We start from the raw sequence: 13,630 nt of genomic DNA on the forward strand, positions 1-13,630 counted from the left end.
ACGTTATAGGTTTTTACAAGTGATTGTGTTAAAATAACGACGATCATTTACAAGGGGTGAAGAAGATGTCGTTAAATTTTTACTGGTACCCTAAATGCGGAACGTGCCGTAATGCGAAAAAATGGCTGGAAGACCGCGGTAAGGAAATAAACGAAATACATATCGCGGAGGAAACTCCGTCGAAAGAAGAAATTAAAGACCTCTATGAAAAGAGCGGTCTTGAGCTCAAAAAGTTTTTCAACACGAGCGGAATGAAATACCGCGAGCTGAACTTAAAGGAAAAACTGTACCATATGTCAGAGGATGAACAGCTCGAACTCCTGGCATCAGACGGTATGCTCCTGAAACGCCCGATTACGACAGACGGCGAAAAAGTCACTGTCGGCTTTAAAGAAGACCAATTCGAAAAATATTGGATGTAATGCCAGGTTCAAAGAATTATGGTATCTTCTTATTATAAGAAAAAAATGGAGGGATTTAGATGAGCACACCGAAAGATATGCGTTATTCCAAAGAGCACGAATGGGTCAAAGTTGAGGACGGAAAAGCCCGCATCGGGATTACACATTTCGCGCAAGCCGAACTTGGCGACATCGTCTTTGTCGAGCTTCCGGAAGTCGGCGCCGAAATTAAAGCGGACGAGCCATTCGGCAGCGTGGAATCCGTCAAAACCGTTTCCGAACTGTACGCACCGATTAACGGAACGGTGACGGAAGTGAACGAAGACCTTGATGACAGTCCCGAATTCGTAAACGAGTCTCCGTATGAAAAAGCTTGGATGATCGTCGTGGAACCGGCTGATGCTGAAGAAATCGAAAACCTCATGACTTCCGAGCAATATGACGAAATGACACAAGAAGACTGATCGGATAGCAAAGGGGCCATTTGGACATTCTATCTGTAACGGGAGGTGTCTAAAATGGCTTTTGATAAACAAAAGGTCGATGTGACGGAGAACGTTACGGGCCGCTTTCAAAACGGCCGGTTTTCCTTATTTCATGAAAATGAAGCCATCGGCGAGATGACAGGCATGGACCAGTACGAGCTCAAACAGGGCTTTTCATTTGAAAATCAAAAATTTTATAAAACAGCCGATGTCATAAACGGCAGAGATCCGAAATATGTCGATTGCGATTATGAGAATGGCTGGTGTTAACAGTTGGCGGTGAATTTCACTGCCTTCTTTTTCAATCTGACGCTAAAACAATCGGCAGGTGACGCGCTTATGTACAACGGAGATGAAAAGGTCATTATCGTAGAAGGAAAATCTGATAAAATCAAAGTCAGGGAAGTGCTCATCGAACCCGCGGAAATCGTCTGTACAAACGGGACAATCGGCCAAACCGAACTGGAAGATTTGGCGGACCGCCTGTTTGACAGGGACGTCTATATTTTAACGGACGCAGATGACTCCGGAGAAAAATTAAGAAAACAGCTGAAACGGGAGCTTCCCGACGCGCGCCATATTTATATAGACAGAACATACAGGCAAGTCGAGTCGTGCCCGGGCCATCATCTCGCATCTGTGCTGATCAGAGCCGGCTTTGATGCTGACACTGTATTTTTGAAAAAGAACGACCTGAGGTGGTAATCATGAAAGAACTCCAAGAAAATGAACTTGAATCGATTCAGGATGACGTTTATCTCCTGTATTTGTACACCCCGTTTTGCGGCACATGCCAGCTGGCGTCCAAAATGCTTACTGTCGTCGAAGAAATGCTGCCCGGCGCCGCCTTCTATAAAAACAACGTGAATTATTCCCCCGCATTCGCCAAAGCCTATCAGATTGAAAGCGTTCCGTGCTTTTTGCTGTTTAAAGGCGGAGAGCTTGTTGAGAAAGGATACGCCTTCCGCTCCGTTTCCTATTTATATGAGCTGATTAAACAAAAAACATCGCAAACGTTCCCGATGTGACAATATTTACAGGAAAATGTCGTGCGGTTTATAAAGGGTTCTGTCCGTTAAAAAGAGAAAGTGTATGTATGGCCATTAAAACGGGAGGTTATACGAGTGGAGAAAATAGAAGTTTCAGAGAATGACGGACAGCATCTGTTTTTGAAACCGCTATTAAACGCCTCAACGCTGCTGATTACATTCCAAGGAGAAACAGAAGCCTTAACGGTCTCAATTAACGGACAGGGAGAAATGAGAAAAACGTCGGTCTCAAAGGAAAAATCTAATTTGACCTTTTACGGAAACCAGACGGAAATCATCCATCTCCTGCATGGTGATGTCTCTTTGCAAAAGCTTATCCAAAGCGGAAAACTCAAAGTGAAAGGATCATTCAGAGCTCTGCTGAAGCTGGAGGCCATCCTCTGGCTGACAAACGGATTTTTTCAGGCGATCAGTAAACGGCCGTAACTGCCAATCTACTATGTGACAATAGCTTCCAATATTTATTTTATTGACTTTTTATCATTCGCCGTGCTATTCTACAGTAAGAATTTCCGGACGAAAATACGATATGTTTTCTCTTATCAAGAGAGGTGGAGGGAAGTGCCCTATGAAGCCCGGCAACCATCAACAATGTTGAAATGGTGCCAATTCACTCGAAGCGGTCTGCTTTGAAAGATGAGAGAAAGGCCTTTTTCAATAAGCCTTTCTGCTCATTTTTGCAGAAAGGCTTTTCTTTTGCGGAGAAACCCGGAAGATTTCTTAGAATAGTGTAAGGCGGGTGATTGCTTTGATCCATCTTCAAAATGTTTCAAAAATTTACAAAGCGAAGCATGGGGATGTCAATGCTGTCCAAGATGTCACTCTTGATATCAAAAAGGGCGAAATATTTGGAATTATAGGATATAGCGGAGCTGGTAAAAGTTCCTTAATCCGTCTCCTGAACGGCCTTGAAAAGCCGACGTCGGGAACCGTGGAAGTCGCGGGGACGGAATTAAATAAAGTAAGCAGCCGCGGGCTGAGAAAAGCGCGCCAGGAAATCAGCATGATCTTCCAGCATTTTAACCTTCTGTGGTCGCGCACCGTCCGGGAGAACATTATGTTTCCGCTGGAAATCGCCGGCGTGAAAAAAAGCGAACGGGTCCGCCGCGCTGATGAATTGATTAAACTGGTCGGATTAGAGGGGAAAGAAAAATCTTATCCGTCGCAGCTGAGCGGCGGTCAAAAGCAGCGTGTCGGCATCGCCCGGGCGCTCGCCAATAATCCGAAAGTCCTTCTGTGCGATGAAGCGACATCAGCGCTCGATCCGCAGACGACCGATTCAATTTTGGATCTTTTATCCGATATAAATGACAGACTCGGTCTGACGATCGTGCTCATTACCCATGAAATGCATGTCATCCGAAAAATCTGCAACAGAGTCGCCGTCATGGAAAACGGGAAAGTCGTTGAAGAAGGCGAAGTACTCCAAGTTTTCAGAAACCCGCGCGAACCGATGACCAAGCGTTTCGTTCAGCAGGTGACAGAACCGGAGGAGACGAAAGAAACCATCCAGCATTTTCTGCAGGAAACAGCGACAGGAAAAACGATTCAGCTTTCATTTGTCGGGCAGGCCGCCGAGCAGCCCCTCATTACGGAAATGATCCGAAACTTTGATGTGGACGTCAATATTCTGCAGGGGAAAATTTCACAGACGAAGGACGGAGCCTACGGTTCTTTATTCATTCATATTGACGGTCAGGAAAAAGAAGTAGAAAACGTGATCCGGTTCATCAAAGACAAACAGGTAGAAGCAGAGGTGATCACAAATGTTTGAAAAATGGTTCCCGAACGTTGATATAACCGAGCTGTGGACGGCCACATACGAGACCCTTTATATGACGGTCATCGCATTAGTTTTTTCATTTGTCATCGGAGCGATTCTCGGTCTTCTGCTCTTTTTAACGGGCAAGGGAAGCTTATGGGAAAATAAAATCATTAACACCGTGATTGCGGCGGTCGTTAATATTTTCAGGTCTATTCCGTTTCTTATTTTAATTATTCTGCTTCTCGGCTTCACTAAGATTTTGGTCGGATCGATTTTAGGACCGAACGCCGCATTGCCGGCGCTGATTATCGGCTCCGCGCCGTTTTACGCCCGTCTTGCGGAAATTGCGCTGCGCGAAGTCGATAAAGGAGTCATCGAAGCTGCCAGGTCAATGGGAGCAAAGACATCGACGATTATCTTCAAAGTGCTGATTCCTGAATCAATGCCTGCGTTAATTTCAGGCATCACCGTTACGGCCATCGCCCTGATCGGATCTACCGCCATTGCCGGCGCCATCGGTTCAGGCGGACTCGGAAACCTTGCATATGTAGAAGGCTACCAGTCCAATAATACGGATGTAACGTTTGTAGCGACAGTATTTATACTCATCATCGTCTTTATCATTCAGATTATCGGTGATGTAATTACAAATATAATAGACAAAAGATAAGGGAGGATTTACATTGAAAAAGATTGTATTAAGTGCGCTGCTGCTTGTGTTCGCGGGAGTTTTGGCCGCCTGCGGATCAAACGGCTCAAATAAAAAGGAAATCGTCGTCGCCGCGACAAAAACACCGCATGCTGAAATCTTAAAAGAAGCGGAGCCGCTCTTGAAGGAAAAAGGCTACACATTAAAAGTAAAAGTGCTGAACGATTACAAAATGTACAACAAAGCGTTAGCTGATAATGAAGTGGATGCGAACTACTTCCAGCACGTTCCTTACCTTGAACAGGAAATGAAAGAAAATAAAGATTACAAACTCGTGAATGCCGGAGCCGTTCACCTTGAGCCATTCGGAATTTACACGAAAAAATACAAATCACTGAAAGACCTGCCTAAAGGCGCGACCATCATCATGACTAACAATGTCGCTGAACAAGGCCGTATGCTGGCGATGCTTGAAAAAGCCGGACTGATCACACTTGATCCGAAGGTAAAAACGATTGAAGCCACTACGAAAAACATTACGAAAAACCCGAAAAACCTGACATTCAAAAAAATCGCCCCTGAATTAACGGCGAAAGCATATAATGAAGAAGAAGGCGATGCAGTCTTCATTAACGTCAACTATGCGATTCAAAACAAACTGAATCCGTTAAAAGATGCGATTCAAGTGGAATCAACGAAAAACAACCCGTACGCAAACATCATCGCCGTACGCAAAGGTGACGAAAAATCAGAGAAAATCAAAGCGCTTATGGAAGTGCTTCACTCTAAGAAAATCAAAGACTTTATTGAGAAAAAATACGACGGAGCCGTGCTTCCCGTATCTGAATAAAACGAAAACCCCGGATGAATCATCCGGGGTTTTTTTCGGGTATTAATCGGAGAACTGTCCATAATAAAAAGGAAGGTTAACTTATTGGAGGGAATGGCAGTGGCTCAATACCAGGATAACGGCAAAAGCGTGCATGACGCATTGAAACAATATAAAGAAGGTTTAGGCATATTCGAGCAAAAAATGCCGATGATGGGGCGGAAGTTTAATGAATTTACTGAACAGTGTTTCTCAGCGGATTCATTAACTGAAAAAGAGAAACAATTAATCGCTCTGGGCATCAGCATCAGCGCTCAAGATGAATTTTGCATGATTTATCATACGAAGGGCTGCCTTGACCAAGGGGCGACAGAAGAAAACATCCTTGAGGTCATCGGCGTCGCGGCGGCATTCGGGGGCGGCGCGGCTCTCAGTCAGGGAGTGACCCTCGTGCAGCAGTGCATTCAGGAATTCGGACATACGACGCATTAGAAAGAGCAATCGTGTGAATACCGTTTTTCAGATAAAGCGAGCGCCGATTTCCGGCACATTCGAAAGGATTCAGGGGCACACTCTCTTTGGCCGGAGCAGCGGATCATTGTTACAATAGAAACAAATAGATGAAGGGATTGATTCATTATCTGCACCAGCCACGAGAGACTGGACCTTGACTATACGCCTGAAATGGAAAAAGCGATGCAGAAGTCACACGGCATCGGCTACGAGGAATACGGACGGCGTCTTTCAAAAAGGATGGAAGTCGAACGGCAGAGGGAGCTTGAATATCAAAAAAGCAAGTTCCTCGCAGCGCAGCTTAATGAGAAAATCGGTCAGTAAAAAAGGGTGGATTTCCGCCCTTTTTCTGTTTCAAACAGCTTTAATTACGCCTTGATCTTTGATAAACTTTAGGAATGTTCCGGGTAATATAAAAAGTTGTATTTACTTTTCATTTGTTATAAAATTAGAATGAGAATAAATTGAGAATAATGATTATATATTTTGGAGGTATAGATATGGCTGCTTCAACATTAACGATCAAGGATCTTCACGTTGAAATCGAAGGAAAAGAGATCTTAAAAGGTGTAAACCTTGAAATAAAAGGCGGCGAATTCCACGCTGTCATGGGGCCGAACGGTACCGGTAAATCCACGCTCTCAGCAGCGATTATGGGACACCCGAAATACGAAGTTACAAAAGGCAGCATCACGCTTGACGGCAAGGATGTACTGGAAATGGAAGTGGACGAGCGCGCTCAGGCGGGTCTTTTCCTGGCGATGCAGTACCCAAGCGAAATCAGCGGTGTGACAAATGCCGATTTCCTTCGCTCTGCGATTAACGCACGCCGTGAAGAAGGCGATGAAATTTCTCTTATGAAATTCATCCGCAAAATGGACGAAAACATGGAGTTCCTTGAAATGGACCCTGAAATGGCGCAGCGTTACCTGAACGAAGGTTTCTCAGGCGGGGAGAAAAAACGCAACGAAATCCTTCAGCTTATGATGATCGAGCCGAAAATCGCCATTCTTGACGAGATCGATTCAGGTCTTGATATCGATGCGCTTAAAGTCGTTTCTAAAGGAATCAACAGAATGCGCAGCGAAAACTTCGGCTGCTTAATGATCACTCACTACCAGCGCCTTCTGAACTACATCACGCCTGATGTCGTTCACGTTATGATGCAGGGACGCGTAGTGAAATCCGGCGGCGCGGAGCTTGCACAGCGCCTTGAAGCGGAAGGTTATGACTGGATTAAACAAGAACTGGGCATTGAAGACGAAACTGTAGGCCAAGAAGCGTAAGCGTTAGGGGGATAATCATGACATTGGAAACGAAACTATCCGTAGATCAGGAATATGTCAAAGGCTTTTCCGAAAAGCATCAAGAACCTGCCTGGCTGAAAAACCTGCGCTTACAGGCTCTTGAAAAAGCTGAAGATCTGCCGCTGCCTAAGCCTGATAAAACAAAAATCACAAATTGGAACTTTACAAAGTTCAACAAGCATACAGTAGAAAATGCGCCGCTTGCTTCTTTAGAAGATTTAGCTGATGAAGCAAAAGCGCTGATCGATATCGAAAACGAAGACAAAACGTTATACGTGCAGCGTGACCAAACGCCTGCTTTCCTTTCTCTTTCCAAAGAACTGAAAGACAAAGGCGTCATCTTTACGGACATTTTAACGGCTGCCCGTGAGCACAGCGACCTCGTTGAGAAGTATTTCATGAAAGACGGCGTTAAGGTCGACGAACATAAACTGACTGCGCTTCATGCAGCATTAATGAACGGCGGGGCATTCCTTTATGTTCCTAAAAACGTTCAGGTGGAGACGCCTGTTCAGGCCGTATACGTTCATGAAAGCAATGACACGGCATTGTTCAACCACGTGCTGATCGTCGCTGAGGACCACAGCTCCGTCACTTACGTTGAGAACTACATCAGCACGGTGAATCCGAAAGAAGCTGTATTCAACATTATCAGTGAAGTGGTCACAGGTGATAATGCCAGCGTGACGTACGGCGCCGTTGACAACCTGTCAGCAGGCGTCACAACATACGTCAACCGCCGCGGAGCCGCGCGCGGACGCGACAGCAGAATCGAGTGGGCGCTTGGACTGATGAACGACGGCGACACGATTTCTGAAAACACGACAAACCTCTACGGAGACGGCACATACGGCGATACGAAAACCGTAGTTGTCGGAAGAGGAGAACAGACGGAAAACTTTACGACGCAGATCATCCACTTCGGTAAGGCTTCTGAAGGCTATATCCTGAAGCACGGAGTCATGAAAGATGCCGCATCTTCCATCTTTAACGGAATCGGCAAAATCGAGCACGGCGCTTCTAAAGCAAACGCTGAACAGGAATCCCGCGTTCTGATGCTGAGTGAAAAAGCACGCGGAGATGCAAACCCGATTCTTTTAATTGATGAAGACGATGTAACTGCAGGACATGCGGCATCTGTCGGCCGTGTGGACCCGATCCAGCTTTACTACTTAATGAGCCGCGGAATTCCGAAAGAAGAAGCGGAGCGCTTAGTCATTTACGGATTCCTTGCTCCGGTGGTAAAAGAGCTTCCGATTGAAGGAGTTAAGAAACAGCTCGTCTCCGTCATCGAAAGGAAAGTAAAATAATGAATATCACCGATATTCGTGAACAGTTCCCGATCCTTCATCAGCAAGTGAACGGACATGACCTCGTGTACCTTGACAGCGCGGCGACTTCTCAGAAGCCGCGTGCTGTCATTGAAGCAGTGGATCAGTATTACAGCAAATACAATTCCAATGTCCACAGAGGCGTTCATACTCTTGGCACGAGAGCGACAGACGGCTATGAAGGTGCGCGTGAAAAAGTCCGTAAGTTTATCAATGCGAAATCAATGGCTGAGGTCATTTTCACAAAAGGCACGACAACTTCACTGAATATGGTGGCGCTGAGCTATGCCCGCGCCAGCTTAAAACCCGGTGATGAAGTGGTCATCACCCAAATGGAGCATCATGCGAATATCATTCCGTGGCAGCAGGCAGTAAAAGCAACCGGCGCGACTTTAAAATATATCCCGATGCAGGAAGACGGCACGCTTTCGTTAGACGACGTCCGGCAGACTGTCACAAGCCATACGAAGATCGTGGCAGTCGCTCATGTGTCAAACGTGCTCGGCACGATCAACCCGATTAAAGAGATCGCCAAAATCGCTCATGACAATGGCGCGGTCATCGTGGTAGACGGGGCGCAAAGCACACCGCACATGAAAATCGACGTTCAGGACTTGGATTGCGACTTCTTCGCGCTTTCTTCCCATAAAATGTGCGGCCCGACGGGAATCGGCGTGCTGTACGGCAAGAAAGAACTGCTTGAGAATATGGAGCCGGCCGAATTTGGCGGCGAGATGATCGACTTTGTAGGGCTTTATGAATCAACTTGGAAAGAGCTTCCGTGGAAATTTGAAGCAGGCACGCCGATTATCGCAGGCGCGATCGGATTGGGAGCTGCGATTGATTTTCTTGAAGAGATCGGACTCGACGAGATTTCCCGGCATGAGCATAAGCTTGCAGCCTATGCGCTTGACCGTTTCGAGCAGCTAGACGGCGTGACGGTATACGGTCCGAAAGAGCGGGCGGGACTTGTGACATTTAATCTTGATGAGGTTCACCCTCATGATGTCGCGACTGTCCTCGATGCTGAGGGCATTGCGGTCAGAGCCGGACATCATTGCGCCCAGCCGCTCATGAAATGGCTGGATGTATCTGCTACTGCGAGAGCGAGTTTTTATCTGTATAATACAGAGGAAGAGATCGATAAGCTCGCGGAAGCCCTCCAAAAGACAAAGGAGTACTTTACAAATGTCTTTTAATGCAAATTTAGATACATTATACAGACAAGTGATCATGGATCATTACAAAAATCCGCGCAACAAAGGGGTTTTGGATGACAGCATCGTCGTCGATATGAACAACCCGACTTGCGGCGACCGGATCAGACTGACAATGAAGCTTGACGGCGATACCGTTCAGGAAGCGAAGTTTGAAGGGGAAGGCTGTTCTATCTCCATGGCTTCAGCTTCCATGATGACGCAGGCGATTAAAGGAAAAGATATTGATACCGCCCTTTCCATGTCTAAGATTTTCTCAGACATGATGCAAGGGAAAGAGTATGACGACTCGATAGATCTCGGGGATATTGAAGCTCTTCAAGGCGTTTCGAAATTCCCGGCCCGGATTAAATGTGCCACCCTTTCATGGAAAGCACTTGAAAAAGGAGTCGCTGGCGAAAAAGGCGGCAATTAAAAGATTGGAGTGAAAATGGATGGCTAAAAAAATGCCTGAAATTGGTGAATACAAGTACGGTTTTCACGATAAGGACGTTTCCATTTTCCGTTCAGAGCGCGGATTGACAAAAGAAATCGTAGAAGAAATTTCACGCATGAAAGAAGAGCCTCAATGGATGCTTGATTTCCGCCTGAAATCTCTTGAGCATTTCTACAACATGCCGATGCCGCAGTGGGGCGGGGATTTAAACTCTTTAAACTTTGACGAAATTACGTATTACGTAAAGCCGTCTGAGCGTTCAGAGCGTTCTTGGGATGAAGTGCCTGAGGAAATTAAACAGACATTCGACAAACTCGGTATTCCTGAAGCTGAGCAAAAATACCTTGCTGGTGTTTCTGCACAGTACGAATCCGAAGTTGTTTACCACAATATGAAAGAAGATCTTGAAGAGCAAGGCATCGTCTTCAAAGACACAGACAGCGCGCTGAAAGAAAATGAAGACATTTTCCGCGAGCACTGGGCGAAAGTCATTCCGCCGACTGATAACAAGTTTGCGGCGCTGAACTCAGCTGTTTGGTCCGGCGGATCTTTCATCTACGTGCCTAAAGGCGTGAAGGTTGAAACACCGCTTCAAGCTTACTTCCGCATCAACTCTGAAAACATGGGTCAGTTCGAACGTACGCTGATCATCGTTGACGAAGAAGCAAGCGTTCATTACGTAGAGGGCTGTACGGCTCCTGTGTACACAACAAACTCGCTTCACAGCGCGGTTGTTGAAATCATCGTCAAAAAAGGCGGCTACTGCCGTTATACAACAATTCAAAACTGGGCGAACAACGTTTACAACCTAGTAACGAAACGTACGGTTTGTGAAGAAAACGCGACGATGGAATGGGTTGACGGAAACATCGGTTCTAAATTGACGATGAAATATCCGGCTGTCATTCTGAAAGGTGAAGGCGCGCGCGGCATGACGCTTTCTATCGCTCTTGCGGGTAAAGGACAGCATCAGGACGCAGGCGCGAAAATGATTCACCTTGCACCGAATACGTCATCCACAATCGTATCAAAATCGATTTCTAAACAGGGCGGAAAAGTAACATACCGCGGTATCGTCCACTTCGGACGAAAAGCGGACGGTGCCCGTTCAAACATCGAGTGTGATACGCTCATTATGGATAACAAATCGACTTCTGATACAATCCCTTACAATGAAATCCTGAACGACAACATTTCATTGGAGCACGAAGCGAAAGTATCAAAAGTTTCTGAAGAACAGCTTTTCTACTTGATGAGCCGCGGTATTTCTGAAGAAGAAGCAACAGAAATGATCGTTATGGGCTTCATCGAACCATTCACAAAAGAACTTCCGATGGAATACGCAGTTGAAATGAACCGTTTGATTAAGTTCGAAATGGAAGGCTCCATCGGTTAATAGTAAAACCCCGCCATATGGCGGGGTTTTTTTGTTTATTGAATAGTGAAATTACCGTATTCGCTTGACCGGACATGAATCGGCCCGTTTAAATTGTAGTTCTTCTCTTTGACAATATCGCGAAAAACGTCGACACGGGCAACCGATTCTCTCCATTCATCCTGGGTGTCCTCATCTGACGGATTCATCAGATCGTCATAGCGCACATCCAAGAATTTATTGAGCCATTTCTTCTCGTCAGTTCCGTCTTTCGGTGACCCGCCCATTTTTTTGTTCGTGCGTTTAATCAGGGCATAAAAGGAGTCTGGATCATCCCCGTCGCCATGCTGAATCACCGTATCGTACATCACTGCTTTTGCCAAGGCCGTTTTCAGTCCGGCATTTTCTGAACGTTTCATCGCCGGCTGATAATACAAGCTGTCATTTACCTTATCCTGGGCAGCGCGGAAGGCTTTATCATTGCCAAGTGAGCGCCAGGCAGAATCGAATCCTTTCAGATTGCTGATGTCATCGCTTTCGTCCTTCGCAAGACGCCGCAATTCAGGCAAATACTTTTTCAATTTGTTATTCGGCACCGCTTTCGTGTATACTTCGACTACTTCCAGCGCATCTCCGGTAGCCGTCGTAAAGCCGGCCCGCCCGCAAGTGTAACCTCTTCCGTCATCCAACGCTTCAACATATCCGTATTGGATTTCCGTCTTTCCGTTTTCAAAGATGCTGGTCAGCTGTTCCGCCCGGCGCTTCTGATCCTTATTCAGCCCGGCCGCAAAAACCGTACCGCTCATCATCAGGGTAAAAAACATGGTGAAAATAAGTGACGAAACCGCCGTCTTCTTCCAAAAATCTGCTTTTTTCTTCAAGCTGATTTTCATTGCCATACCCCTTTCATATGTAAGTTACGCACTCAGTATACATGAGGGGGTTGTTTTTTTGTTAAAACACACGAATTTGTCAATATTTTGAATCCTAAGCCCTATCAGGTGCTTCATAAAAAGAACGCACCTTCATCAGACAGACAATCCCGTTCTCGCGTCATTCTCATCTGTAACATAGTCAACGCGGTGAAACCCGCATTGTACAGCCTGCTGATAAAGGGCTTCGAGCATATCCGGATCTTTGCAATATAACGTTACATACGAGCAATCTGCAATGAGAAGCACAAGCTCACAGGAACTCTCCAAATACTCCTCGTACGTATTGATTTCCGTTACCATCCCGCCCGGGAAAGCTTTCAATTCAGCAAAAATCATATAATAAGGGTTTCCTTCCAGACGCTGACGGAGTTCTTGACCCTGAATGATGCGCTGATTTTGCGGAAACAGGTCTGTATCGGTGTCTTCTTTGAATTCAGTATACGCCTCTCCATCACCGATAAACCACGTATAGGAAGAGATGGGGAACGGTTGTAATATATCTGCCGCAAACCGTCCGAATTGATTTGGGATGTTAAATGTAATGCCGCGTTTCACATGGTCGTATCTCCTTTCGGCTTTTGAATATTATGGTATAATAGTTGGATAAATATTGAAAGGACTTGACAGTATGACAACACGATACGGAATTGATGCGCCTTATGGAGCGTTTGGATTTATCTTTCTTGCGCTCCTTTATGCTGCAGCCACGTTATGCGGTATGATTCCTCCTTACTGGGGCTGGCTGACGGGCACCTTGTTTTTATTGCTCGGTCTTTGGATGCTCTTGTATTCAACGGCCATTAAACTTTTACACCGCCATCGCATTCTTGCGCTTTCCGGTTTAAAGCCGGACATGAAGGTGCTTGATGTCGGTACGGGGCGGGGGCTATTAGCGATCGCCGCGGCTCAAAAAGGCGCTGACGTCTCAGCGATTGACAAATGGTCAAGCTGGGATCTGGGCGGAAACGGGAGAGACGCATTCGAAAAGAACAGACGGGCAGAAGGAGCGCCGAAAATTGATTTGTATGACGGGCTCGCGCAAGCCATGCCGTTTCCTGATAAAACGTTTGACCTTGTCATTTCGCATTTTACCGTACACAACATTTCAGGCAGAAAAGAGAGGGAACGGGCGATTGCGGAAATGGTGAGGGTGCTGAAGCCTGGCGGCACATTGGCCGTGTCAGATATAAAAAATACATCACAATACAGAGCAATTCTTGAAGAAAACGGCTTTCACACAAGAACGTATTCCTTTTATTATACGTTTCCGTTTTCAAAACTCATTGTCGCTGTCAGGACTCCGGTAGGAACCGGGCGCTCCATTTGTTAAAATAAATA

Annotated in this window: 19 protein-coding genes and 1 riboswitch; of the genes, 17 read left to right on the forward strand and 2 right to left on the reverse strand. The window is 46.0% G+C overall.

From position 1 onward, the window contains the following. Positions 1-65: 65 nt before the first annotated feature. The 16 genes from BZ167_RS13905 to sufB all read left to right on the forward strand — a co-directional run bounded on the left by BZ167_RS13905 (position 66) and on the right by sufB (position 11,378). Positions 66-422 carry an arsenate reductase family protein gene (locus BZ167_RS13905; RefSeq protein ID WP_003151843.1) on the forward strand — a complete coding sequence of 119 codons (357 nt, stop codon included), beginning with the start codon at positions 66-68 and terminating at the stop codon, positions 420-422. Positions 423-481: 59 nt separating this feature from the next. Further along, entirely contained in the window at positions 482-865 is a 384-nt protein-coding gene (gene gcvH / locus BZ167_RS13910) for a glycine cleavage system protein GcvH (RefSeq protein ID WP_003151844.1), read from the forward strand. Positions 866-919: 54 nt separating this feature from the next. Continuing rightward, on the forward strand, positions 920-1,156 hold the full coding sequence (locus BZ167_RS13915) for a YusG family protein (RefSeq protein ID WP_015418166.1): 237 nt from the start codon (positions 920-922) through the stop codon (positions 1,154-1,156). Positions 1,157-1,225: 69 nt separating this feature from the next. Beyond that, a complete protein-coding gene (locus BZ167_RS13920; RefSeq protein ID WP_032868013.1) occupies positions 1,226-1,591 on the forward strand; it encodes a toprim domain-containing protein in 366 nt (121 codons plus the stop codon). Between the two features lie 2 nt (positions 1,592-1,593). Beyond that, positions 1,594-1,914 (forward strand): thioredoxin family protein, encoded by a 321-nt coding sequence (locus BZ167_RS13925; protein WP_003151847.1) that lies wholly within the window; start codon positions 1,594-1,596, stop codon positions 1,912-1,914. Between the two features lie 96 nt (positions 1,915-2,010). Beyond that, positions 2,011-2,361, forward strand: coding sequence for an SCP2 sterol-binding domain-containing protein (locus tag BZ167_RS13930; protein ID WP_007410085.1), 351 nt, complete (start codon positions 2,011-2,013; stop codon positions 2,359-2,361). Positions 2,362-2,471: 110 nt separating this feature from the next. Beyond that, positions 2,472-2,578: riboswitch (SAM riboswitch) on the forward strand. Positions 2,579-2,683: 105 nt separating this feature from the next. Then, positions 2,684-3,709 (forward strand): methionine ABC transporter ATP-binding protein MetN, encoded by a 1,026-nt coding sequence (gene metN, locus BZ167_RS13935; protein WP_003151850.1) that lies wholly within the window; start codon positions 2,684-2,686, stop codon positions 3,707-3,709. Then, the gene (locus BZ167_RS13940; protein WP_012118383.1) at positions 3,702-4,370 is read left to right on the forward strand and encodes a methionine ABC transporter permease; all 669 of its coding nucleotides are present in this window, start codon (positions 3,702-3,704) and stop codon (positions 4,368-4,370) included. The genes metN and BZ167_RS13940 overlap by 8 nt, the downstream gene beginning before the upstream one ends. 13 nt (positions 4,371-4,383) lie before the next feature. Further along, positions 4,384-5,199 carry a methionine ABC transporter substrate-binding lipoprotein MetQ gene (metQ, locus tag BZ167_RS13945; RefSeq protein ID WP_012118382.1) on the forward strand — a complete coding sequence of 272 codons (816 nt, stop codon included), beginning with the start codon at positions 4,384-4,386 and terminating at the stop codon, positions 5,197-5,199. A 93-nt stretch (positions 5,200-5,292) separates the two neighbouring features. Beyond that, on the forward strand, positions 5,293-5,670 hold the full coding sequence (locus tag BZ167_RS13950) for a carboxymuconolactone decarboxylase family protein (RefSeq protein ID WP_029973602.1): 378 nt from the start codon (positions 5,293-5,295) through the stop codon (positions 5,668-5,670). 192 nt (positions 5,671-5,862) lie between these two features. After that, on the forward strand, positions 5,863-6,015 hold the full coding sequence (locus BZ167_RS20160) for a YuzK family famiily protein (protein WP_003151857.1): 153 nt from the start codon (positions 5,863-5,865) through the stop codon (positions 6,013-6,015). Between the two features lie 176 nt (positions 6,016-6,191). Further along, a complete protein-coding gene (sufC, locus tag BZ167_RS13955; RefSeq protein WP_003327022.1) occupies positions 6,192-6,977 on the forward strand; it encodes a Fe-S cluster assembly ATPase SufC in 786 nt (261 codons plus the stop codon). Between the two features lie 17 nt (positions 6,978-6,994). Beyond that, a complete protein-coding gene (gene sufD / locus BZ167_RS13960; protein WP_007613603.1) occupies positions 6,995-8,308 on the forward strand; it encodes a Fe-S cluster assembly protein SufD in 1,314 nt (437 codons plus the stop codon). Then, positions 8,308-9,528 carry a cysteine desulfurase SufS gene (sufS, locus tag BZ167_RS13965; protein ID WP_007410089.1) on the forward strand — a complete coding sequence of 407 codons (1,221 nt, stop codon included), beginning with the start codon at positions 8,308-8,310 and terminating at the stop codon, positions 9,526-9,528. Before sufD ends, sufS begins: the two co-directional genes overlap by 1 nt. Then, on the forward strand, positions 9,518-9,961 hold the full coding sequence (gene sufU / locus BZ167_RS13970) for a Fe-S cluster assembly sulfur transfer protein SufU (protein WP_003151877.1): 444 nt from the start codon (positions 9,518-9,520) through the stop codon (positions 9,959-9,961). Before sufS ends, sufU begins: the two co-directional genes overlap by 11 nt. 19 nt (positions 9,962-9,980) lie before the next feature. Next, positions 9,981-11,378 carry a Fe-S cluster assembly protein SufB gene (gene sufB / locus BZ167_RS13975; RefSeq protein WP_007410090.1) on the forward strand — a complete coding sequence of 466 codons (1,398 nt, stop codon included), beginning with the start codon at positions 9,981-9,983 and terminating at the stop codon, positions 11,376-11,378. Between the two features lie 35 nt (positions 11,379-11,413). Here sufB and csn read toward each other — a convergent pair whose 3' ends face one another. Together csn and BZ167_RS13985 are read right to left on the reverse strand one after the other, a co-directional pair. Further along, positions 11,414-12,250 carry a chitosanase gene (gene csn, locus BZ167_RS13980; RefSeq protein ID WP_039253952.1) on the reverse strand — a complete coding sequence of 279 codons (837 nt, stop codon included), beginning with the start codon at positions 12,248-12,250 and terminating at the stop codon, positions 11,414-11,416. A 135-nt stretch (positions 12,251-12,385) separates the two neighbouring features. Then, the gene (locus BZ167_RS13985) at positions 12,386-12,847 is read right to left on the reverse strand and encodes a DUF2691 family protein (protein ID WP_031378382.1); all 462 of its coding nucleotides are present in this window, start codon (positions 12,845-12,847) and stop codon (positions 12,386-12,388) included. Positions 12,848-12,920: 73 nt separating this feature from the next. On the opposite strand from BZ167_RS13985, the gene BZ167_RS13990 reads away from it, so the two are divergent. Then, positions 12,921-13,622, forward strand: coding sequence for a class I SAM-dependent methyltransferase (locus tag BZ167_RS13990; protein WP_064115963.1), 702 nt, complete (start codon positions 12,921-12,923; stop codon positions 13,620-13,622). Positions 13,623-13,630: the final 8 nt, after the last annotated feature.

The organism is Bacillus sp. 275 (assembly GCF_001999205.1).
Taxonomy (GTDB): Bacteria; Bacillota; Bacilli; order Bacillales; family Bacillaceae; genus Bacillus; species Bacillus velezensis.

Excerpts from the sequence above, each read along its gene's own strand:
- BZ167_RS13905 (WP_003151843.1), top strand. The coding sequence starts at position 66 with ATGTCGTTAAATTTTTACTGGTACCCTAAATGCGGAACGTGCCGTAAT.
- gcvH (WP_003151844.1), top strand. The coding sequence starts at position 482 with ATGAGCACACCGAAAGATATGCGTTATTCCAAAGAGCACGAATGGGTC.
- BZ167_RS13915 (WP_015418166.1), top strand. The coding sequence starts at position 920 with ATGGCTTTTGATAAACAAAAGGTCGATGTGACGGAGAACGTTACGGGC.
- BZ167_RS13920 (WP_032868013.1), top strand. The coding sequence starts at position 1,226 with ATGTACAACGGAGATGAAAAGGTCATTATCGTAGAAGGAAAATCTGAT.
- BZ167_RS13925 (WP_003151847.1), top strand. The coding sequence starts at position 1,594 with ATGAAAGAACTCCAAGAAAATGAACTTGAATCGATTCAGGATGACGTT.
- BZ167_RS13940 (WP_012118383.1), top strand. The coding sequence starts at position 3,702 with ATGTTTGAAAAATGGTTCCCGAACGTTGATATAACCGAGCTGTGGACG.
- BZ167_RS13950 (WP_029973602.1), top strand. The coding sequence starts at position 5,293 with ATGGCAGTGGCTCAATACCAGGATAACGGCAAAAGCGTGCATGACGCA.
- BZ167_RS20160 (WP_003151857.1), top strand. The coding sequence starts at position 5,863 with ATGGAAAAAGCGATGCAGAAGTCACACGGCATCGGCTACGAGGAATAC.
- sufC (WP_003327022.1), top strand. The coding sequence starts at position 6,192 with ATGGCTGCTTCAACATTAACGATCAAGGATCTTCACGTTGAAATCGAA.
- sufD (WP_007613603.1), top strand. The coding sequence starts at position 6,995 with ATGACATTGGAAACGAAACTATCCGTAGATCAGGAATATGTCAAAGGC.
- sufS (WP_007410089.1), top strand. The coding sequence starts at position 8,308 with ATGAATATCACCGATATTCGTGAACAGTTCCCGATCCTTCATCAGCAA.
- sufU (WP_003151877.1), top strand. The coding sequence starts at position 9,518 with ATGTCTTTTAATGCAAATTTAGATACATTATACAGACAAGTGATCATG.
- sufB (WP_007410090.1), top strand. The coding sequence starts at position 9,981 with ATGGCTAAAAAAATGCCTGAAATTGGTGAATACAAGTACGGTTTTCAC.
- csn (WP_039253952.1), bottom strand. The coding sequence starts at position 12,250 with ATGAAAATCAGCTTGAAGAAAAAAGCAGATTTTTGGAAGAAGACGGCG.
- BZ167_RS13990 (WP_064115963.1), top strand. The coding sequence starts at position 12,921 with ATGACAACACGATACGGAATTGATGCGCCTTATGGAGCGTTTGGATTT.